This is a genomic window from Phaeobacter sp. HF9A, from assembly GCF_011806385.1.
Classification (GTDB): Bacteria; Pseudomonadota; Alphaproteobacteria; order Rhodobacterales; family Rhodobacteraceae; genus Epibacterium.
Map to the genome: position 1 here is coordinate 1 of NZ_JAATOX010000002.1, position 19,872 is coordinate 19,872.

General features: G+C 62.7%; 20 protein-coding genes. 12 read left to right on the forward strand and 8 right to left on the reverse strand.

Features of this window, described 5'->3' with window-relative positions:
* From HCZ87_RS00080 to trxA, 6 genes are all read left to right on the forward strand, one after another.
* Positions 1-258: tRNA (adenosine(37)-N6)-threonylcarbamoyltransferase complex ATPase subunit type 1 TsaE (locus HCZ87_RS00080; RefSeq protein ID WP_167641724.1), on the forward strand; the 258-nt coding region annotated here is incomplete at its 5' end.
* Complete coding sequence (locus tag HCZ87_RS00085; protein ID WP_167641725.1) at positions 255-1,253, forward strand: aminoglycoside phosphotransferase family protein; 999 nt, start codon at positions 255-257, stop codon at positions 1,251-1,253. The genes HCZ87_RS00080 and HCZ87_RS00085, both read left to right, overlap by 4 nt.
* A complete protein-coding gene (locus tag HCZ87_RS00090) occupies positions 1,250-1,936 on the forward strand; it encodes a nucleotidyltransferase family protein (protein ID WP_254868464.1) in 687 nt (228 codons plus the stop codon). The genes HCZ87_RS00085 and HCZ87_RS00090 overlap by 4 nt, the downstream gene beginning before the upstream one ends.
* Positions 1,929-4,862, forward strand: coding sequence for a double-strand break repair protein AddB (addB, locus tag HCZ87_RS00095; RefSeq protein ID WP_167641726.1), 2,934 nt, complete (start codon positions 1,929-1,931; stop codon positions 4,860-4,862). Before HCZ87_RS00090 ends, addB begins: the two co-directional genes overlap by 8 nt.
* Complete coding sequence (gene addA, locus HCZ87_RS00100; RefSeq protein ID WP_167641727.1) at positions 4,859-8,224, forward strand: double-strand break repair helicase AddA; 3,366 nt, start codon at positions 4,859-4,861, stop codon at positions 8,222-8,224. Before addB ends, addA begins: the two co-directional genes overlap by 4 nt.
* A 62-nt stretch (positions 8,225-8,286) precedes the next feature.
* Complete coding sequence (gene trxA / locus HCZ87_RS00105; RefSeq protein ID WP_167641728.1) at positions 8,287-8,607, forward strand: thioredoxin; 321 nt, start codon at positions 8,287-8,289, stop codon at positions 8,605-8,607.
* A gap of 142 nt (positions 8,608-8,749) precedes the next feature.
* Here trxA and HCZ87_RS00110 read toward each other — a convergent pair whose 3' ends face one another.
* The gene (locus HCZ87_RS00110) at positions 8,750-8,944 is read right to left on the reverse strand and encodes a DUF1127 domain-containing protein (RefSeq protein WP_167641729.1); all 195 of its coding nucleotides are present in this window, start codon (positions 8,942-8,944) and stop codon (positions 8,750-8,752) included.
* Between the two features lie 266 nt (positions 8,945-9,210).
* On the opposite strand from HCZ87_RS00110, the gene hslV reads away from it, so the two are divergent.
* The 4 genes from hslV (at position 9,211) to HCZ87_RS00130 (ending at position 13,363) form a co-directional block, all read left to right on the forward strand.
* Positions 9,211-9,768, forward strand: coding sequence for an ATP-dependent protease subunit HslV (hslV, locus tag HCZ87_RS00115; RefSeq protein ID WP_167641730.1), 558 nt, complete (start codon positions 9,211-9,213; stop codon positions 9,766-9,768).
* A complete protein-coding gene (locus tag HCZ87_RS00120; RefSeq protein WP_167641731.1) occupies positions 9,765-10,820 on the forward strand; it encodes a hypothetical protein in 1,056 nt (351 codons plus the stop codon). Before hslV ends, HCZ87_RS00120 begins: the two co-directional genes overlap by 4 nt.
* Before the next feature lie 15 nt (positions 10,821-10,835).
* The gene (gene hslU, locus HCZ87_RS00125) at positions 10,836-12,146 is read left to right on the forward strand and encodes an ATP-dependent protease ATPase subunit HslU (RefSeq protein ID WP_167641732.1); all 1,311 of its coding nucleotides are present in this window, start codon (positions 10,836-10,838) and stop codon (positions 12,144-12,146) included.
* A gap of 107 nt (positions 12,147-12,253) precedes the next feature.
* A complete protein-coding gene (locus tag HCZ87_RS00130) occupies positions 12,254-13,363 on the forward strand; it encodes an alpha/beta hydrolase (RefSeq protein WP_254868465.1) in 1,110 nt (369 codons plus the stop codon).
* Between the two features lie 14 nt (positions 13,364-13,377).
* Here HCZ87_RS00130 and HCZ87_RS00135 read toward each other — a convergent pair whose 3' ends face one another.
* The 3 genes from HCZ87_RS00135 to HCZ87_RS00145 are packed head-to-tail and all read right to left on the reverse strand — an operon-like array spanning position 13,378 to position 15,691.
* Positions 13,378-13,980, reverse strand: coding sequence for a Smr/MutS family protein (locus tag HCZ87_RS00135; RefSeq protein ID WP_167641734.1), 603 nt, complete (start codon positions 13,978-13,980; stop codon positions 13,378-13,380).
* Complete coding sequence (locus HCZ87_RS00140; protein ID WP_167641735.1) at positions 13,980-15,038, reverse strand: murein transglycosylase A; 1,059 nt, start codon at positions 15,036-15,038, stop codon at positions 13,980-13,982. The genes HCZ87_RS00135 and HCZ87_RS00140 overlap by 1 nt, the downstream gene beginning before the upstream one ends.
* On the reverse strand, positions 15,035-15,691 hold the full coding sequence (locus tag HCZ87_RS00145; protein WP_167641736.1) for a Tim44/TimA family putative adaptor protein: 657 nt from the start codon (positions 15,689-15,691) through the stop codon (positions 15,035-15,037). The genes HCZ87_RS00140 and HCZ87_RS00145 overlap by 4 nt, the downstream gene beginning before the upstream one ends.
* Before the next feature lie 114 nt (positions 15,692-15,805).
* Here HCZ87_RS00145 and HCZ87_RS00150 point away from each other — a divergent pair, with 114 nt between their 5' ends.
* Together HCZ87_RS00150 and secB are read left to right on the forward strand one after the other, a co-directional pair.
* The gene (locus HCZ87_RS00150) at positions 15,806-16,309 is read left to right on the forward strand and encodes an FxsA family protein (protein WP_167641737.1); all 504 of its coding nucleotides are present in this window, start codon (positions 15,806-15,808) and stop codon (positions 16,307-16,309) included.
* 64 nt (positions 16,310-16,373) lie between these two features.
* Positions 16,374-16,877 carry a protein-export chaperone SecB gene (secB, locus tag HCZ87_RS00155; protein ID WP_167641738.1) on the forward strand — a complete coding sequence of 168 codons (504 nt, stop codon included), beginning with the start codon at positions 16,374-16,376 and terminating at the stop codon, positions 16,875-16,877.
* Between the two features lie 57 nt (positions 16,878-16,934).
* Here secB and dnaQ read toward each other — a convergent pair whose 3' ends face one another.
* From dnaQ to HCZ87_RS00175, 4 genes are read right to left on the reverse strand one after another with little or no spacing between them, the layout of a single operon-like run.
* Complete coding sequence (gene dnaQ / locus HCZ87_RS00160; protein WP_167641739.1) at positions 16,935-17,666, reverse strand: DNA polymerase III subunit epsilon; 732 nt, start codon at positions 17,664-17,666, stop codon at positions 16,935-16,937.
* The gene (gene coaE, locus HCZ87_RS00165) at positions 17,659-18,252 is read right to left on the reverse strand and encodes a dephospho-CoA kinase (protein WP_167641740.1); all 594 of its coding nucleotides are present in this window, start codon (positions 18,250-18,252) and stop codon (positions 17,659-17,661) included. The genes dnaQ and coaE overlap by 8 nt, the downstream gene beginning before the upstream one ends.
* Positions 18,249-19,082 (reverse strand): shikimate dehydrogenase, encoded by an 834-nt coding sequence (locus HCZ87_RS00170; RefSeq protein WP_167641741.1) that lies wholly within the window; start codon positions 19,080-19,082, stop codon positions 18,249-18,251. The genes coaE and HCZ87_RS00170 overlap by 4 nt, the downstream gene beginning before the upstream one ends.
* Positions 19,079-19,678 (reverse strand): nucleoside triphosphate pyrophosphatase, encoded by a 600-nt coding sequence (locus tag HCZ87_RS00175; protein ID WP_167641742.1) that lies wholly within the window; start codon positions 19,676-19,678, stop codon positions 19,079-19,081. Before HCZ87_RS00175 ends, HCZ87_RS00170 begins: the two co-directional genes overlap by 4 nt.
* Positions 19,679-19,872: the final 194 nt, after the last annotated feature.

Consider the following 19,872-nt stretch of genomic DNA (forward strand, 5'->3'; position numbering starts at 1 on the left):
GTGCCGCAGGGCGAGCTCTGGCATGCGGATCTCTATCGGCTCAGCCATGTGGACGAGGTCGAGGAACTTGGCCTGATCACCGCCTTTGACGAGGCCATTTGCCTGGTGGAATGGCCGGACAAGCTCGAAGAGCTGCGCCCACAATCCGCCCTCACCCTGCGCCTGTCCTTGGACAAGACCGCCGAAGACGCCCGCACCGCAGAGCTGAGCTGGCAGGATGATCACTGGGGCGCACGGCTGGACGGGATCCTGTCATGACCCCCCGCGACGCGGAGATTTCGCGCTTTCAAACCGCCTGTGGTTCTGGCGACTGGACCTCCGTGAGTCTCGCCGGGGATGCCTCCGCGCGTCGCTATCTGCGGCTGACCTCCCCTGAGGGAAAAACCGCCATCGTGATGGACTGGCCCCCGACCGAAGGCGGCGATACCCAGTGTTTCGCAGAGCTTGCCGCCTATCTCCTTGGCCTTGGGGTCTCCGCGCCCCGGACTCTTGCTCAGGATCACGCGCGCGGTCTTCTCCTGATAGAAGATCTGGGCGACGGGCTTTTTACCGAGGTCATCCGAAACACCCCCGACGCCGAAGTCGATCTCTATCGAGCCGCGACGGATATGCTGGTGCATCTGCACCAGACCCCGCCGCCGGATCTGCCCACGCTGGATCCCGCCACGCTGGCCGGGATGACGGATCTCGCCTTTACGCAATATCGGCGGGGCATTCTTGGCGACGACGCGCCCGCCCTTTGGGCGCAGTTCGAAACGGCCTTCAAAGCAATGTTGAGCGACGCGCTTGGCCCCGAGATGGTCTTTGTTCACCGGGATTTTCACGCGCAAAACCTGCTGTGGCTGCCCGAACGCAAAGGCATCGCACGGGTCGGCGTGATTGATTTTCAGGACGCCAGACGCGGCCCTGCCGCCTATGATCTGGTGTCGCTCTTGCAAGACGCGCGACGGGATGTGCCCGAAGCACTCGAAGAGCAGATGATCCGCCACTACATCGCAAGAACCGGCGTCGATGACCAAGCCTTTCGCCGCGCCTATGCAGTGCTTGGGGTACAGCGAAACATGCGCATTCTCGGCATCTTTGCGCGCCTCTCACGGGCAGGAAAGCCGCAATATATCACCTATGTGCCACGGGTCTGGGCGCATTTCGAGCGTGGCCTGAAACTGCCGGCGCTGGCGCCGGTGGCAGATCTTCTGCGCACCGCCCTGCCCGCCCCGGATGCCACGGCCCTTGCGAGGTTACGCGAACAATGACTCCAGACGCCGTTATGATCTTTGCCGCCGGATTTGGCACCCGCATGGGGGTGCTGACCGCCGACAGACCCAAGCCGATGATCCCTGTTGCAGGTCGGCCGCTGATCGACCACGCGCTGGACATCGCCCGCGCCGCAAATCCCGCGCGCATCGTGGTCAACACACACTACAAAGCCGAGGTGCTGCATGCGCATCTGGCCAATCAGGACGTGCGGATCAGCCACGAGGCCGACGCGATCCTGGATACCGGCGGCGGTTTGAAACAGGCACGTGATCTGCTCGACAGCGCCTGCGTCTACACGCTGAACCCGGATGTCATCTGGCGCGGCCCCAACCCGCTGCACCTCCTGGCGGAGGGCTGGCAGTGGGGCGACATGGATGCGCTGCTGCTCTGCGTGCCAACCGCCCGCGCCATTGGGCGGCTGGGGCCCGGCGATTTTTCCACAAGCCCGGATGGCCGCATCTCGCGTGGGGGGGATCTGGTCTATACCGGCGCGCAAATCCTCAAACCGGCCCTGTTGGACCGGCTTCACGAGCGCGCCTTTTCCCTGAACGCGCTGTGGGATCTGCTGATCGCCGAGGGCCGCGCCTCCCTTGTTGAATATCCCGGCCAATGGTGCGACGTGGGCCGCCCTGAGGGCATCCCCCTTGCCGAAAGCTTGCTGGCGGGCGCCGATGTTTAACCCGCATGAAACCTCGCCCCGTCTGTTCGCCGTGCCCTGCGGCGTGGATTTTCCCCGCGCGCTGGTGGAGGGGCTCAGTCAGCGATGTGCAAATCAGCCGCCCGAAGCCCTGGCCCGGGTGGAACTGATCCTGAACACCGCGCGGATGCAACGCCGGGTGCGGCAGTTGTTCGACAGCGGACCGGCCTGCCTTCTGCCCCGGATTTCGCTGCTGTCCGGTCTCAGCAAACAGGCCAATCTGCGCGGCCTGCCCCCGGCGTTGCCACCGCTTCGGCGTCGGTTGGAGCTGTCGCAACTGATCGCCAAGCTCCTGGACACGCAGCCCGATCTGGCGGCGCGCGCCTCGCTCTATGATCTCTCGGACAGCCTCGCCGAGCTTATCGACGAAATGCAAAGCGAGGGCGTCAACACCGATCAGATCCGGGCGCTGGATGTGTCGGATATGTCGGGCCACTGGGCGCGGGCGCAGTCCTTCATTGGCATCGCGGATGAGTTCGTGGACCTGCACGAAGGCGCGCTGGACGTAAATGCGCGGCAACGCCAGCTGGTTCTGGACCTGATCGCCGAGTGGGAGCAAAACCCGCCGCAACACCCTGTCATCCTTGCGGGCTCCACCGGGTCACGCGGCACCACGCTGCTGCTGATGCAGGCGATCGCCCGACTGCCCCAGGGCGCGGTGGTGCTGCCCGGGTTTGACTTTGATCAGCCAACTGAGGTCTGGGAGAACCTCACCAATGGGCTGCTGGCCGAGGATCATCCGCAATATCGCTTTTGCAAGCTGATGCGCGATCTCGACCTTGGTCCCGGCGATATTCACCGCTGGAATGACACCCCGCCCGTTTCCGCGCCCCGCAATCGGCTGGTCTCCCTCGCGCTGCGCCCCGCCCCGGTGACCGATGCCTGGATGAGCGAAGGCCCGCAGCTGACCGGACTGGATCGCGCAACCGAGGCGCTGACACTGGTTGAGGCCGACGGGCCGCGCAGCGAGGCGCTGGCGATTGCGCTGCGTCTGCGACAGGCGGCGGAGGACGGCCAGACCGCTGCGCTGATCACCCCGGACCGGATGCTGACGCGGCAGGTCTCTGCGGCGCTGGATCGCTGGAACATCCTGCCCGATGATTCCGCTGGTCTGCCGCTACAGCTTTCACCGCCCGGGCGCTTCCTGCGGCATGTGGCGGATCTGTTCTGCCGCCCGCTTCAGGCGGATATGTTGCTGACCTTGCTGAAACATCCGCTGACCCATTCCGGCGCGGAGCGTGGTCGCCATCTGCTGCACGCACGGGACCTGGAGCTACATCTGCGCCGCTATGGGCCGCCCTTCCCGGATCACGACAGCCTGAGCGCCTTTGGCAGCACCCGCGAATTGCTGCCCGGCTGGGCCGATTGGCTGGCGCGCAGTTTTGCGGATCGCGCGTGGTCCGGCCCCCGCAAGCTGAGCGAGTGGGTCAGCGACCTGCGCCGCAGTGCCGAAGCCATTGCCGCCGGGGCTCAAATCGAGGGCAGCGGCGAGCTTTGGGACAAGAAGGCAGGCATAGCCGCCCGCGACATCATGGACGAGCTGGAGGCCGAAGCCCCCCATGGTGGCGAGATGACAGCGCGCGATTTTGCCGATCTCCTCGGCGCATTGCTGTCACAGGGCGAGGTGCGCGACCGCGATGCGCCCTATGGCTCGATCATGATCTGGGGCACGCTGGAGGCCCGGGTGCAGGGCGCCGATCTGGTGATCCTTGGGGGCCTCAACGAGGGCAGCTGGCCAGAGGCCGCCCGCCCCGATCCCTGGCTGAACCGCAAGCTGCGACACGAGGCCGGGCTCTTGCTGCCGGAACGCCGGATCGGCCTCTCCGCCCATGACTTCCAGCAGGCCGTGGCTGCGCCCGAGGTCTGGCTGACCCGCGCGACCCGCTCCGAGGAGGCCGATACCGTGCCCTCGCGCTGGCTCAACCGTCTGTGCAACCTGCTGAACGGGCTGCCGGATCAGGGTGGGCAGGCAGCGCTTTCGGCGATGCGGATGCGCGGGCAGCTCTGGCTCGACCGGGCCAGCGTGCTGGATGCGCCGATCGCCTCTGCCGCCAGCCCGCGCCCCTCGCCGCGCCCGCCGGTCAGCGCCCGTCCACGGCGGCTGACCGTGACCGAAATCCCGAAACTGATCCGCGACCCCTATGCGATCTATGCCAAACATGTGCTGCGCCTGCGGCCCGTTGATCCGCTGCTGCAAGAGCCCGACGCGCTGCTGCGTGGCACGGTAATCCACAAGGTTCTGGAGGATTTCATCAAGGAGGCCCGGGACGCACCGGAAAAGTTGACAGCTGACATCTTTATTTCCAAATCCTTAACGCTGCTGGAACAAGAGGTGCCTTGGCCGGTCGCCCGCACCCTTTGGCTGACGCGCCTGCGCAAGGTCGCGCGGGATTTTGTCAGCGGCGAAGGTGAACGCCAGAGCCGCGCGCGCCCCTCGGGGTTTGAAGTATCCGGCAGCGTCCGGCTTGCCCCGCTTGATTTCGAAATCGCCGCCAAGGCGGACCGGATCGACGTGGATACCCGCGGCTTGCTGCATCTTTATGATTACAAGACCGGCGATCCGCCGTCAGAGAACCGGCAAAAAGCCTTTGAAAAACAGCTGCTGATCGAGACCGCCATGGCCGAACAGGGTGCTTTTGCCGACTATGGTGCCGCGCGGGTGGAACGCGCGCTTTATATCGGCCTGAAACCACCGGTGAAGGAGGTCGCAGCGCCGATCCTTGACGAGCCCCCGGCCAAGGTCTGGGCCGAGTTGCGCAGCCTGATCGAGGCCTATTTCGATGTCAGCCAGGGCTACAGCAGCCGCCGCATGGTGCATCGCGATGATTTTGCGGGCGATTACGACCATCTTGCGCGCTACGGCGAATGGGACCGCAGCTCGGACCCGCAAGCGGAGGATCTGACATGAGCCGCAACGCCGCCTCCGAGGCGCAGTTTCGCGCCGCCCGCCCCGATGCCTCCACCTGGCTGGCGGCCAATGCGGGCTCGGGCAAGACCAAGGTGCTGACCGACCGGGTGGCGCGGCTGCTGCTGCGCGGGGTAGAGCCGCAGCATATCCTCTGCCTGACCTACACCAAGGCCGCCGCCAGCGAGATGCAGAACCGGCTGTTTCAGCGGCTGGGTGAATGGGCAATGCTGCCGGATGCCACATTGCGCGCCGCGCTGGTGGACCTCGGCGCCGAGGATGCCGCAACGGTGGAGGGGCTGGCACAGGCGCGCACCCTCTTTGCCCGCGCGATCGAGACGCCGGGCGGGCTCAAGATCCAGACCATCCACTCTTTCTGTTCGTCCCTCCTGCGCCGTTTTCCGCTGGAGGCCGGGGTCAGCCCGCAGTTTTCCGAGATGGAAGATCGCGCCGCGACCCTGCTGCGTGCAGAGATCGTCGAAGACATGGCGCAAGGCCCCGACGCCGCGGTGGTGGAGGCAGCCTCCTACCACATCGGCGGGCTGGATTTTGACAGTCTGACCGCCGAAATCTGTCGCCACCAGGCCGGGTTTGATCCCGATCTGGATCGTGACAGGCTCGGCGATGTGTTCGATCTGCCGAAGGGGTACGATCTGGCGGCGCTGAGGGCGGAGGTTTTCCTCGGCACTGAGGCCGAGATCCTGTCGCGCACCATCGAGATGCTGCGCGCGGGCGGCACAAATGACAACAAGGCAGCGGATAAGCTGGCCTGCATCCCTGAGATCACCACCGATGCCCTGCCGATTCTGGAGGATGTCTTCCTCACCGGCAAGAGCGCCAAGGACCCCTTTTCCGCCAAGATCGGCAGCTTTCCCACCAAGAAGTTGCAGGCGAATTTCCCGGATCTGATGGACCAGCTGGAGCCCTTGATGGCGCGGGTGGAAACCGCGCGCGCACGGCGTCTGGCGCTGGATGCAATGGAAAAATCGCTTATCCTGCATGACTTTGCCCGGGTATTCCTGCCGGAATACGCGCGGCGAAAACAGCTGCGCGGGTGGCTCGATTTTGACGATTTGATCGTCAAGGCCCGCAATTTGTTGAATGATCCCGCCGTGGCAACATGGGTGCTCTACCGGCTGGACGGGGGCATTGACCATATTCTGGTGGACGAGGCGCAGGACACCAGCCCGGTGCAATGGGATGTGGTGGAAAAGCTGGCGCAGGAGTTCACCGCCGGCGAAGGCGCCCGTGCCGAGGTGGAACGCACCATTTTTGTGGTCGGCGACAAGAAACAGTCGATTTATTCGTTTCAGGGCGCGGACCCGGATGCCTTTGACCGGATGCAGGCAGAGTTTGGCCAGCGGCTGGCGAAAACCGGCGAGGGGCTGCAAAACGCCAGCCTCGCGTTTTCCTTCCGCTCCTCTGCCGCGATCCTCGGGCTGGTTGATGTGGTGTTTGACGGGCAAAGTCGCGCGGGATTTGTGCAGGACGCCAAACACCAGGCCTTCAAATCCGATCTGCCGGGGCGGGTGGATCTCTGGCCGCTGGTGGAGAAAACCGAGGAAGAAGAAGACCGCGACTGGACCGATCCCGTTGATCGCCCCAGCCCGCGCCACCATGCGGTGATTCTGGCCGAGCGCATCGCCGGACAGATCAAGGCGATGATCGACAGCGGCGTCACCATCCCCGAAGATGGCCCCGAGCGCGGCAGTTTCCAGCGCCGCCCGGTGCATGCGGGGGATTTCCTGATCCTGGTGCAGCGGCGCTCGGACCTGTTTTCCGAGATCATCCGCGCCTGCAAGGTGGCCAACCTGCCGATCGCCGGGGCGGACCGGCTGAAGGTCGGTGCGGAGCTGGCGGTCAAGGATATCGCGGCGCTGCTGCGGTTTCTTGCCCTGCCCGAGGATTCGCTCTCGCTGGCGGAGGCGCTGAAATCGCCGATCTTCGGCTGGAGCGAACAGGCGCTGTTTGACCTCGCCCATCGCCGCACTGAAATGCACCTCTGGCCCGCGCTGCGCGCCCGTGCCGAGGAGTTTCCCGACACGATGGCGATCCTGAATGACCTGCGCGGGCAGGCGGATTTCCTGCGTCCCTTTGACCTGATCGAACGCATCCTGACCCGCCATCTGGGCCGCGCCAAGCTGCTTGGGCGTCTGGGAAACGAGGCTCAGGACGGCATCAACGCGCTTTTGTCACAGGCGCTGGCCTATGAGCGCACCGAGGTGCCGAGCCTGACGGGTTTCCTGGTCTGGATGCAGACCGACGATCTGGAGATCAAACGTCAGATGGGCGCTGCCAGCGCGATGATCCGGGTGATGTCGGTGCATGGCTCCAAAGGTCTGGAAGCGCCGATCGTGATCCTGCCAGACACCACCAAACGCCGCCCCTCGCCGCCCTCGGAGGTGATGGAGGTCGCGGGCACGCCGCTCTGGCGGGTGTCCAGCGAGCAGATGCCCCCCGCGATGGAAGCGGCCAAGCTGCTGGCGCAGGAAAAACAGGCCAACGAGCGGTTGCGGCTCTTGTATGTGGCGCTGACCCGGGCGGAGAAATGGCTGATCGTGGCCGGGGCTGGCGATCTCGATAAGGGCGGTGACAGCTGGTATCAGCGCGTCGAGGCGGCGATGAAAACCATGGGCGCCCTGCCCTTTGACGCGCCCGGTGGCGAGGGGCTCCGCTGGGCGCATGGGGACTGGGACGCGCTGCCCTTCGTGCCCTCGGACCTCTCGGAAGAAGAAGAGATCACCCTACCCGAGGTGTTTCGCCGCCCGGCCCCGGCCTATGTTGCGCCACCCGCCACCCTGCGCCCTTCGGAGGATCTGGGCGGGGCCAAGGCGCTGCCCGGCGACAGCGGCCTCAGCGAGGAGGAGGCCAAGGACCGCGGCACCGCGCTGCATCTGCTGCTGGAACATCTGCCGGACCTGCCCGAACCCGAATGGCAGACGCGCGCCGCCGACATCGCCCAGCACGAGGACTGGCAAAACCTGCTGACCGAAGCCAGCCGGGTGCTGTCGGCGCCCGACTGTGCCGAGGTCTTTGCGCCGGATGCGCTGGCCGAAGTCGCCATCAGCGCCGAATTGGGCAGCGAGCGGCTGCATGGGGTCATCGACCGGCTGGTGATCACCCCGCAGCGTATTCTCGCCGTGGATTTCAAATCCAACGCAGTGGTGCCCGACAGCCCCGAGACCTGCCCCGAGGGGCTGTTGCGGCAGATGGGCGCCTATGACGCGGCGCTGCGCCAGATCTACCCGGATCGCGAAATCGAGACCGCAATCCTCTGGACTCGCAGTGCCAGCCTGATGCGGCTTCCGGTCTCTCTGGTCACACAGGCGCGTGAACGCGGTACTTTCCAGCGACTGGAACCTTGACGTGACGCCCAAGCGTCCATAGGTTCCGGGTCCAGTTGCCAAACTTGTCAGGAGACATTCCCATGTCCACCGTAGCCGTTACCGACGCCACCTTTGACGCCGAAGTCAAGAATTCCGATATCCCCGTTGTGGTGGACTTCTGGGCCGAATGGTGCGGCCCCTGTAAGCAGATCGGCCCCGCCCTGGAAGAGCTGGCCGCCGAATATGCTGGCAAGATCAAGGTTGCCAAGGTCGATGTCGACAGCAACCCGAACTCTGCCGCTGCCATGGGCGTGCGTGGCATTCCCGCGCTTTTCGTGTTCAAGGACGGTCAGGTTGTCTCCAACCGCGCCGGTGCCGCGCCGAAAGCCGCGCTGAAAAGCTGGATCGACGAATCCATCTGATCCAACGGATCACCGAAATAGGAAAAAGGCGCGTCCCGAGGGAGGCGCCTTTTTTCATGCGGGGCAGATCCGCGAGGCCGGAAAAAGGAAAAGCCGCCCTGCGTCAGGACGGCTCTTACTTCACCGGATATGTCATTGTGACTTACAGAGCCTCAACGTCGGCGCGGGTCATGCCGATGTCTTCCAGCTGCGCATTGGTCAGCTCGGCCAGTGCCTTGCGGGTGATGCGGGCTTCGTTCCAGTCCACCAGATTGGCGCGGAGGTTGTAGAAGAAATCGACTGCGCGCAGAACAGCGACGGAGCCGGCGGGTGCAATAACGTTGTTTGCGTTTGCCATGATCGTGGTCCTAGTAAAATCAGCCGACCCTGTGTCGGTTGTTGACGTTCATGTAAGCGGGAGAGCCGAGTCTCACAATTGCCCATTATTCAGCCCCGATTTGCACCCAACGCATAGCAAATGAGCGCTTTGAAAATAATTTCGTAACCTTGCCCCCGGCGAATCCCCGGGGCGACGCAGCGCAGACCGAACCGGGGGCGGCCTGCTCCCCTTGTGCCGCAAGGGCGATGCTTCCATATAGGTCAGCAAAGGATACGGAGGCTTTTATGGCAGAGGATCAATTTCCCGGCTGGCACGGCACCACCATTATCGGCGTCCGCAAAGGCGGCGAAGTGGTGATCGCAGGCGATGGGCAGGTGTCCCTGGGACAAACGGTGATCAAGGGCACGGCGCGCAAGGTCCGCCGCCTGTCCCCCGGCGGCTATGACGTGGTGGCCGGCTTCGCGGGATCCACCGCCGACGCCTTTACCCTGCTGGAACGGCTGGAAGCCAAGCTGGAGGCGACCCCCGGGCAGTTGCAGCGTGCCAGCGTTGAACTCGCCAAGGACTGGCGCACCGACAAATACCTGCAAAAACTGGAGGCAATGCTGATCGTCACCGATGGCAGCGATCTCTATGTGATCACCGGCGCGGGTGACGTGCTGGAGCCGGAACATGATGTGGCGGCGATCGGATCGGGCGGCAATTTTGCCCTGGCGGCGGCGCGCGGCATGATAGACAGCGACCGCGATGCCGAAACGGTGGCGCGCGATGCGATGGCGATTGCCGCCGATATCTGCGTCTACACCAATGGCAATCTGACGGTGGAGCGCATCTCCAAATGATCTCGCGCGATGATCTGAGGGCGGCTGTCGGCTCCGGGCTGTTGTCCGAAGCGCAGGCAGCCTCTCTCGCGGCGCTGGCCGACAGCCGCCGGGGCGCGCGTGAGAATCTTGGCCCCGGCGATGAACCCTTTGAGCTGTTCAAGGGGTTCAACGAGATCTTCATCGTTGTCGGGCTTGGCATTCTGGCGATGGGCTGGGTCGCGGTTGTCTCCACCTCCATGCTGACCGGATTCGTGAACTATCAGCGCCATATGGTCAGCGCCGCAGTGGTGGGCGCGTTGATACTCTGGGCCTTGTCCGAGTATTTTATCCGCCGCCGCCGTATGGTCGCCCCGGCGATCGCCCTGTCGGTGATGTTTGCGGGCAATGCGGTCCTGGGCATGACTTCCCAATTCGGCGAGATTTTCATGATCGCGCAGGGGAGCTATTCCTCCCTGCCCTTTGCGCTTGGCCTCTCGACGCTGGCGCTGGCGATCTATTGGTGGCGTTTCCGGGTGCCCTTTGCGATGGCCTTGATCGCCTTGGGCGTCTTTGCGGTCTCGCTGATCTGGGCTGCGGATAATGCCGGCGCACCAACCGATCCGACCGATCTGTTCCTGCTGAGCGCAAACGGCCCCTTCGCGCTGATCACGCTGGTGGTTGGGCTTGTGGTCTTTTCGATCGCCATGGCCTTTGACATGAGCGACCCGCATCGGGTGACGCGGCGCTCGGCGCAGGGGTTCTGGCTGCATGTGGTCGCCGCCCCAGCGCTGGTCAATACCATCGCGCTGACACTGCTGGAGAGCGACCGGCAGATCCTTCTGGCGCTTGTGCTGGGGCTGTTTGCCCTGATCGCCATCATCATCGACCGCCGCTCCTTCCTGATCACGGCGATCGGCTATATCGTCGCCCTGAGCGCAACCGTGCTCGACGTTGAAGGCACCGGATATGGCATCCTGGCGCTTGGCGTCGGGCTGGTCATCCTGGGCGCCTTCTGGGCGCGGATCCGCGCCGCGCTGCTTTCACCTCTTTCTGCTGTGCTGCCGTTACACCGGCTGCCACCTTCACACTGAACATAAGGGATAGACATGACTGATCTGACCCCCCGCGAAATCGTATCTGAACTTGATCGCTTCATCATCGGGCAAAAGGACGCCAAGCGCGCCGTCGCCGTGGCCCTGCGCAACCGCTGGCGGCGCAAGCAGCTGGATGACGATCTGCGTGACGAGGTGCATCCCAAGAACATCCTGATGATTGGCCCCACCGGCGTCGGCAAGACCGAGATTTCGCGCCGCCTGGCAAAACTCGCCCGTGCCCCCTTTATCAAGGTCGAGGCCACCAAGTTCACCGAGGTCGGCTATGTCGGGCGCGACGTGGAACAAATCATCCGCGATCTGGTGGACACCGCCATCGTGCAGACCCGCACCCACATGCGTGAGGACGTAAAGGCCAAAGCCCATAAGGCCGCCGAGGATCGCGTGTTGCACGCCATTGCCGGTGAAGACGCGCGCGAAAGCACGCTGGACATGTTCCGCAAGAAGCTGAAGTCGGGCGAATTGGATGACACGATCATCGAACTGGATCTTGCCGACAGCTCCAACCCGATGGGCGGCATGTTCGAAATCCCCGGTCAGCCGGGCGCAAACATGGGCATGATGAACCTCGGCGATCTCTTTGGCAAAGCCATGGGCGGGCGCACCATCCGCAAGAAGCTGACCGTCGCCGAAAGCTATGACGTGCTGATCGGCGAAGAGGCGGACAAGCTGCTGGATGATGAAACCGTCACCAAGGCCGCGCTGGAAGCGGTCGAGGAAAACGGCATCGTCTTTATTGACGAGATCGACAAGGTCTGCACCCGTTCCGACGCACGCGGCGGCGATGTCAGCCGCGAAGGTGTCCAGCGCGACCTGCTGCCGCTCATCGAGGGCACCACCGTGAGCACCAAACATGGACCGGTCAAAACCGACCATATCCTGTTTATCGCCTCGGGGGCCTTTCACATTGCGAAACCCTCGGACCTGTTGCCCGAGCTTCAGGGCCGCCTGCCGATCCGGGTCAACCTGCGCGCCCTGAGCGAGGCCGATTTCGTCCGCATCCTGACCGAGACAGACAATGCGCTGACCCGCCAATACGAGGCGCTCCTGGGCACGGAGAAAGTCAAGGTGACCTTTACCAAGGAGGGCATTCAGGCTCTGGCCCGCATCGCGGCCGAGGTCAATCATTCGGTGGAAAACATCGGCGCGCGGCGGCTTTATACCGTGATGGAACGGGTCTTTGAGGAGCTGTCCTTTGCGGCGCCGGACAGATCCGGCGAGGAAATCGTGGTGGACGACGCCTTTGTGAACAAGAACCTCGGCGAATTGACAAAATCCGCAGACCTCAGCCGCTATGTGCTGTAGACCTTTGCGTCACGATCGTTACCCTGCCTGAGACACCGCTCGGGCAGGGGTGGATCAGACAGCGACGGATCACGCAGGGATAGGGGCCCCGGAACATGTGGAAATTCATGCTGGTACTCTGCTCTGCATTCGTCCTTGTGGCCTGTGCGGATCGGGATCTGATGCCGATCGTTCCCGACGCCGTGCATGTGGGCACGCCGCTCAACATCTTTGCCACCACCACCCGCGCGCAGGAGCCGGACGGAACCTATGGGTTTCACCGCTCGGAAAAGCTGCGGATGATGGAATTGACGGTGACCATCCCGCCAAACCACAGCCCCGGAGAGCTCTCCTACCGCCACAAGAACCCTGATCCTCTCAAGGATTTCACCATCGCCAAAGAGATCGCCCTGCCGACGGTCGCCAATCTGCGCCAGAGGTTCATGCAAGAACAGGAAAGCCACGGATGGCCGCTGCGCGAGGTGACGATCTTTGTGCATGGCTACAACAGCAGCCATCCCGAAACCGCCTATCGCGCGGCACAGCTGGCCTATGATGTGGAGCTTCCCGGCTCTTTGGTGATGTATTCCTGGCCCAGCCGGGGACGCGCCTTTGGCTACGCCTATGACATCGACAGCATGCTTTTCGCCCGTGACGGGCTGGAGGAAACCCTGCGTCGGGTCAAAGCGGCCGGCGCAGAGCGGATTGTTCTGGTTGCGCATTCCATGGGCGCAGCCCTCACGATGGAGATGCTGCGGCAATCGGATTTGCAGCACCCGGGCTGGGCCGCGCGTACGCTCAACGGTGGCGTGATCCTGATCTCTCCCGATCTGGACGTGGATCTGTTCCAAAGCCAGATGGGCGATCTGAAACGCATTCCACAGCCCTTTGCGGTGATGGTCTCGTCAAAAGACCGGGTGCTGGATATCTCCGCCCGTTTGCGTGGCACCAGCCAGAGCGAGCGGCTCGGCAATCTCCAATCCGCCGATACGCTCAAGCCCTGGCCGATCCAAATCATCGACCTTACCGCCTTTAACAGTGATGCTGCCTCCAGTCACTTTGTGGCCGCAACCTCGCCCAGCCTGATTGCGGTGATCCGCGCCGGACGCAACGTTGACCGGGTTTTTGGGCGCGTCGATCCCGGGCTGATAGAACAGATCCTGCCAAAACCGCAAAAGATCGCGAGCCCAGGATATAAAGAGCGGGAGGAGCGTCAGAAGCGCTTTGACGCACGCTAGAGAGCCGTTTGCCCCTAACGATTGCGCCGCAAATAGACGTAATAGGCGCCATCGCCGCCATGGCTGATATGCGCAGGGGTCACCTGCAACACGGCCTGCGCCAGCGGCGGCAAACTCAGCCATTGCGGCACCTGATGACGCAGCACCCCGCGCGGCACCGGCATCGGACCCGGCTCGTCGCGGTCTTTCCCTTTGCCGGTGATCACCAGGACCAGCCGTTTATCCGACGCCTGTCCGTTCAGAATGAACCGCACCAGCGCCCCATGCGCGGCATCGACCCGCATGCCGTGCAGATCGAGCTTGCCTTCGGGTTTCAGCTTGCCGCGTTTCATCCGGCGAAAGGCTTTTTCGTCCATCCGCATCGGGGCAGACGTCAGTTTCTGCCGGGGTGACGGTTTCAGATCATGGCCGGGCATCTTGCCGCGCGCCTTGCTGCCGACCTCGAAATGGGGCAGCGCGGCATTTGGCGTGCGTTGCGGCTTTGGCTTGGGTTTTGGGGCAGGGGGATCGGCGTGATCGCCGGCCTTGTCCAGCCGCGCGCTATGCAGACGCTCGGCGTGCTGCACGACCTTTTGCCAGAGGTCGATTTCCTCGTCTGTCAGTTTGCGCCGGCTCATTACAGATCATCCGACAACAAGGCATAGGCGCGCTGAATGGGCATCAGGACCAGCATGCGCCCGGGATCCCGCAGTTTGCCAGCCGCCAGGCCCGCTTCATCGCCGGTTCCAAAGAAGATATCCGCCCGCTGCGCGCCTTTGATGGCGGAACCTGTGTCCTGCGCGATCATCAGGCGGTGAAGTTCGCTTTCGCCGTTCTTTTCAATCCAGACCGGCGCGCCGAGCGGTGTATAGGCGGGATCTACGGCAACCGAACGCATCCTGGTGATCGAGCGGTTCATCGCGCCAAGCGGCCCTTTATTGGCGGCGACGCGATTGACCTCGCGGAAGAACACATAAGATGGGTTGTGCATCAGCAATTCAGAGCCGGTATCGGGGTTGCGCCGGACCCAGGTCTTGATCACCTGGGCGCTGACCTGATGAATGCTGAAGATCCCGCGCCGCACCAGCTCCTGCCCGATCGAGCGGTATTGATGCCCGTTGGCACCGCCATAGCCCACCCGGATGGTGGAGCCGTTTTCCAGGCGGATGCGGCCAGATCCTTGAATTTGAAGAAAGAACAGCTCTACCGGGTCATCCACCCAGGCAATTTCAAGACCGCGCCCTTCCATCACGCCGCTGGTCAGGATCTCGCGCCGCGGCAGCCATTGCGAGGTTTGCCGCGCTTCCGGCGGCATACGATAGACCGGATAGCGATAGCGCGCGGTCCGTACCCGCGAGCCGTTCAATTCGGGTTCAAAATAGCCGGTAAACAGCGCCTCTTTGCCGTCTTCGATCAGCACCGGGCGAAAGAACAGCTCGAAAAAGGCGCGCGCGCCACTGTCATCGGCATTCTGCGCCATGGCGCAGAGGGATTGCCAATCCGAGCCCTCCATATCCATGCAGGTTTCACGGAACACGCGCAGCGCTTCGACGTGGTTGTCGAGATCCCAGTCCGGCAGATCGGCAAAGCTCAGAATACGATGAGACGGTTCGATCGTGGATTGCGCCCCGGCGCTGGAACAGACGGCTACAGTCAGACAGACCGCGCCCAATCCCCGCCGAAGCGCCCCGGTCATGCGTCCGTCGCCACCAACAGCCAGTTCGGATCGTCCCGCCCCATCTGGCGCGAGAAGGTCCAGGTGTCTTTTTGACGTTTGACTGCTTTTGGATCGCCCTCGATGATTTCGCCGCTGCGATCCCGCACAACGGAGGTCAGCTCGCCCACGAAACGCACGGTGATCTCGGCGGTTGACGTTGCGGCATCAAAGGTCGCGTCCGCGATGGCGGTTTCGCGCACCCCGATGAACTCCGCGTCGATGCTCAGCCCCTGGTCTTCACGCGCGGCGACCGCATCCACGAAGCTCTGGAAGATTTCATCCGAGATGAACGGTTGAATACCGTCCAGCTCGCCGGTTTCAAACCCCATCAGGATCATCTCGTAGGCACCGCGTGCGCCCTGCACGAACTCCGCCACCTGAAACGAGGAATCCGCGCGCTTCATGTCCGCCAGAGCAAAGGCCGCTGCGGTGCCTTCATCGACATAGGCCACGATATCATCGTCCGGGCTGCCTTCGATCACTTCGAACTTGCGATCAGGTTTCCGGGTTTCGAGATCCGACAAGGGCGGTTTTTCAAACCCCTCCCGTGTCCCCAAAACGCTTTTCAGGCGCAGGATCAAAAACACCGCGATACCGGCCAGAACCAAAAGCTCTATCAAGGGCGACTCCATTTGTACCTCTTCGTCCGTCAGGACCTGTTGGTTTGAAACCAACGCGTTCTGCTCTTATGTAGGTGACAGGCGGGATCAAGTCCACCGTTCTGCCCCAAGGAGAGAACACCTATCATGCCCCTTTTTCTGGCTTTTTTGCTGGTTCCAATCATTGAAATCGCCCTGTTTATACAGGTCGGTGGGTTAATTGGCCTGTTTCCGACGCTTTTGATCGTCGTGCTGACCGCCATTCTCGGCACCTGGCTGGTGCGCAGGGAGGGCCGCATCGCTTTGGGGCAGGTTCGCAATTCTTTTGAACAGCTGTCCGACCCGACTGAACCGCTCGCCCATGGGGCAATGATCCTGCTTGCAGGCGCGCTGCTGCTGACGCCCGGCTTTTTTACAGACGCGATCGGCTTTCTGCTGTTGATCCCCGGATTTCGCACCCGGGCCTTTGCCTATCTGCGCAGCAAGGTCACCGTGGCCCGTTTCCAGATGGGCACCGCGCCCGGGTCGGGGCCGCATCGACCGTCTGGCCGCGGGCAAGGTACGGGCGACGTGATCGACGGCGACTATGAAGACGTGACGCCCCGTCCGCCGTCGGATCGGCCCTCCGGTTGGGTTGAAGGCCCTAAATAAGACTTTGAGGAAGCCTTCCCAAACTGCTAAGCACGCAACGAAAAGATAACTTCAGGAGATTTCCATGGCCGAAAATGGCGCAGCAACCGCAGAGGGCGCGGGTCAACCGCAAGTCCAGATGAACATCCTCGGGCAGTTCATCCGGGATATGTCCTTTGAGAATGTGATGGCCCAAAAAGGCGTCGGCGGCGAAGTTCAGCCCGACGTGAGCGTGCAGGTCGCGCTGGACGCCAAGAAGCGCAGCGCGGAAAACCAGTACGAAGTCATCACCAAGCTCAACATCGAGTCCAAGAACAAGGCCGGTGGCGAGACCCTGTTTCTTCTGGAACTGGAATATGTTGGCATCTTCAACATCTCGGGCGTGCCGGAAGAGCAGCTGCATCCCTTCCTTCTGATCGAATGCCCGCGCATGCTGTTCCCCTTCCTGCGCCGCATCGTGTCCGACGTCAGCCGCGACGGTGGCTTCCCGCCGCTGAACCTGGACAACATTGATTTTGTTGCGATCTACCGCAACGAGCTGGCGCGTCGTCAGTCGCAAACCGAAGCAGCCGGCGAAGTTCCGAACTGAGCCGACCAGCTGACCAAATGACCAGAGAGCGCCGCACCACCGGGTTGCGGCGCTTTTTTATTCGGCAGCAGCCTTCCAGAGGGCGGCGTCGCCAAGTTTATCGACAAAGGCCTCATGCGCGGCCTTTTCCTCGGCCGTCAGCCGCGCGGGCAGGGGGCTGGGGCGTGGTGTCGGACGCCAATTGCTATCCACGTCAGTCTGACCGCCCGACGACTGCGTCGAGAGGCCGAAATCAGGCTGCCGGCCACCGATCAGCTCCAGATAGACCTCGGCGAGGATTTCCGAGTCAAGGAGCGCGCCGTGCAGGGTCCGGTTGGAGTTATCAATGCTGAACCGACGACACAGCGCGTCCAGTGTCGCGGGAGAGCCGGGAAAGCGTTTGCGCGCCATCGCCAGCGTGTCGATCGCCTGATCCATCGGCAACTGTGGCAGGTTGAGCCAGCCCAGTTCCGCGTTCAGGAATTTCATATCAAAGCTGGCGTTATGGATGACCAGCTTGGCGTCGCGCACAAAATCCAGGAACTGCTGTCCCACGGCGGCAAACAGCGGCTTGTCCTTCAGCGTGACCTGACCGGGGCCCGCAGGTTGCGGCGGCTCCAGAAGATCCGGGCCGATCCCGTGCACGCCAAAGGCCTCCTGCGGCATCGACCGCTGGGGGTTGATATAGACGTGAAAGGTTTCGCCCGTCGGCATGTGGTTGAACAGCTCGACCGCGCCGATTTCCACGATGCGATCCCCGGAGAAGGGATCAAAGCCGGTGGTTTCCGTATCCAGTACGATTTCACGCATGCGTCATCCTCCGCCGAATATCTGCGAGTATCTCGTCCACCTGCGCGCGCGCGTGGTCGAGCGTATCGGTTTCAATCCTGTAATCGCTCTTTGCGAGCTTCTGTTCAATCGGCATCTGTTTCGCCAGGATCTGCGCGAACTGTGCTTGCGTCATCGTGCCCCGCTCCAGCACCCGCGCCCGTTGGCTGGCGGCATCCACATAGACGCAGGCGACCGCATCCATCGCGGCCTCGCCCCCGGTTTCAAAGAGCAGCGGGACATCGAAGACAAGGATATCCGCCTGCGCGTTTGCGCGAAACTGCTCGCGGTCGGCCTGCACCAGCGGGTGGACAATGGATTCGATTGCGGAAAGAACGGTTTTATCTTTTGATATCAGATCCTTGAGGATATCGCGATCCACATGACCCGCCGCTGTTGCCTGCGGATACAGCGCCCGGATCGGGGCAACCGCCGCGCCACCGACGGCATAGAGCCGGTGCACGGCGGCATCGGCATCCCAGACCTCGCAGCCTGCGTCAGCAAACAGCCGGGCAGTGGTGGATTTGCCCATGCCGATGGAACCTGTCAGCCCAAGCGCGAAACTCATGCAAGCACGGCGTCCCGGGTCTCGTCGTTGATTTCCGGCTGATGGGCGAACCAGCGCTCAAATCCTGGAACCGCCTGATGGAGCAACATACCAAGACCATCAACCGTGTGGCAGCCCGCCGCCTCGGCCGCCAACAAAAGCTCTGTCTTCAGTGGGGTGTAGACCAGATCGGTCACCACGGTGCTCGGCTGCAACCCGTCCAGCGGCACCCGCAAGCGGCGCTGCCCGACCATGCCGAGCGACGTTGTGTTCACCACCAGCGCTGCATCCTCGATGATATTGCCGGCCTGCACCCAATCGACCACTCGAATGCGTTTGCCGAACATTCTGGCAAATTCCTCGGCCCGTTCGCGGGTCCGGTTGGTGATGCGGATCTCGGGCACGCCCGCCTCCACCAGCGAGGCGACGACCGCACGGCTTGCGCCACCTGCACCAAAGACGGTCGCGGGGCCGGATTTTGGATCCCAGTCCGGGGCACCCTGATGCAGGTTGGTGATAAAGCCATAGCCGTCGGTGTTATCTGCCACGATGCTGCCGTCCTCACGGAAGATCAACGTATTGGCCGCGCCCATCAGCTTTGCGCGATCGGTGACCTTATCAGCGATCTCCATGATCGCTTCTTTATGCGGGATCGTCACATTGGCGCCGACAAACCCCATCCTGGGCATCATCCGCACCACCGCTTCCAGGTCTTCGGGCTCCACATGCATGGGCACGTAATGCCCCTTGATGCCATAGGTCCGAAGCCAGTGACCATGAAGTTGCGGGGATTTTGAATGGGCGATCGGACAGCCGATCACACCGGCCAGCGGGATTTTTTCTTCACTCATTGTTCGATAATCCCCTGTAATCCCAGATAGTTCATGAGTTCCAACATCGGCAATCCCAAAACATTAAAGTAGCTGCCGTCAATGGTCGTAAACAGCCGCACGCCTTCTTCTTCCAGCTTGTAGCCCCCGACCGCGTGCCGAATGCTGTCCCAGTTGCGCGCGACATAGCCCTCCAGATAGTGATCGCTGGCCTGGCGCATGACAAGCCGCACCTGACCAACATGCCGCCACAACGGTTGACCGTCCCGATAGATCACCGCCGCAGACAAGAGCATATGACGTTTGCCGCGCATGTCCATCAGCTGCTGCAAGGCCTGTTCCGGGGTTTGCGGTTTCGATAACAGCCGCCCCTCGAAATCCAGCACCTGGTCACAGCCCAGAACCATCACGCCCGGATGGCGACCGGAGACCTTGCGGGCTTTTGCTTCGGCAAGGGCATCGGCAATATCCCGGGGCGCTGCCTCTTCGGCGCGCAATGCCGCCTTGATGGCGTCTTCATCGACGCGGGCGACCTCCACCTGGAAGTCAACATGCGCCTGTCGCAGCAGTTGGGCGCGGATCTCGGAGCCGGAAGCGAGCAGGATGTGGGTATTCATGTGGACAACCCTATGGGAAAACCTCTGATCAGTCAGGGACGTTTTGTATGATTTTCCCGGCTCAGCGCAAGGGTGGGACAACTCTCGAAATCTCACCTGAGTCGTCCGCGATTCCTCCCTCCGGTATTGGGATAACTTTCCGATCGTGGATAACTGACTTGTCCAAGTTTCTCCCGGCCTTATCCCCAAGTTCA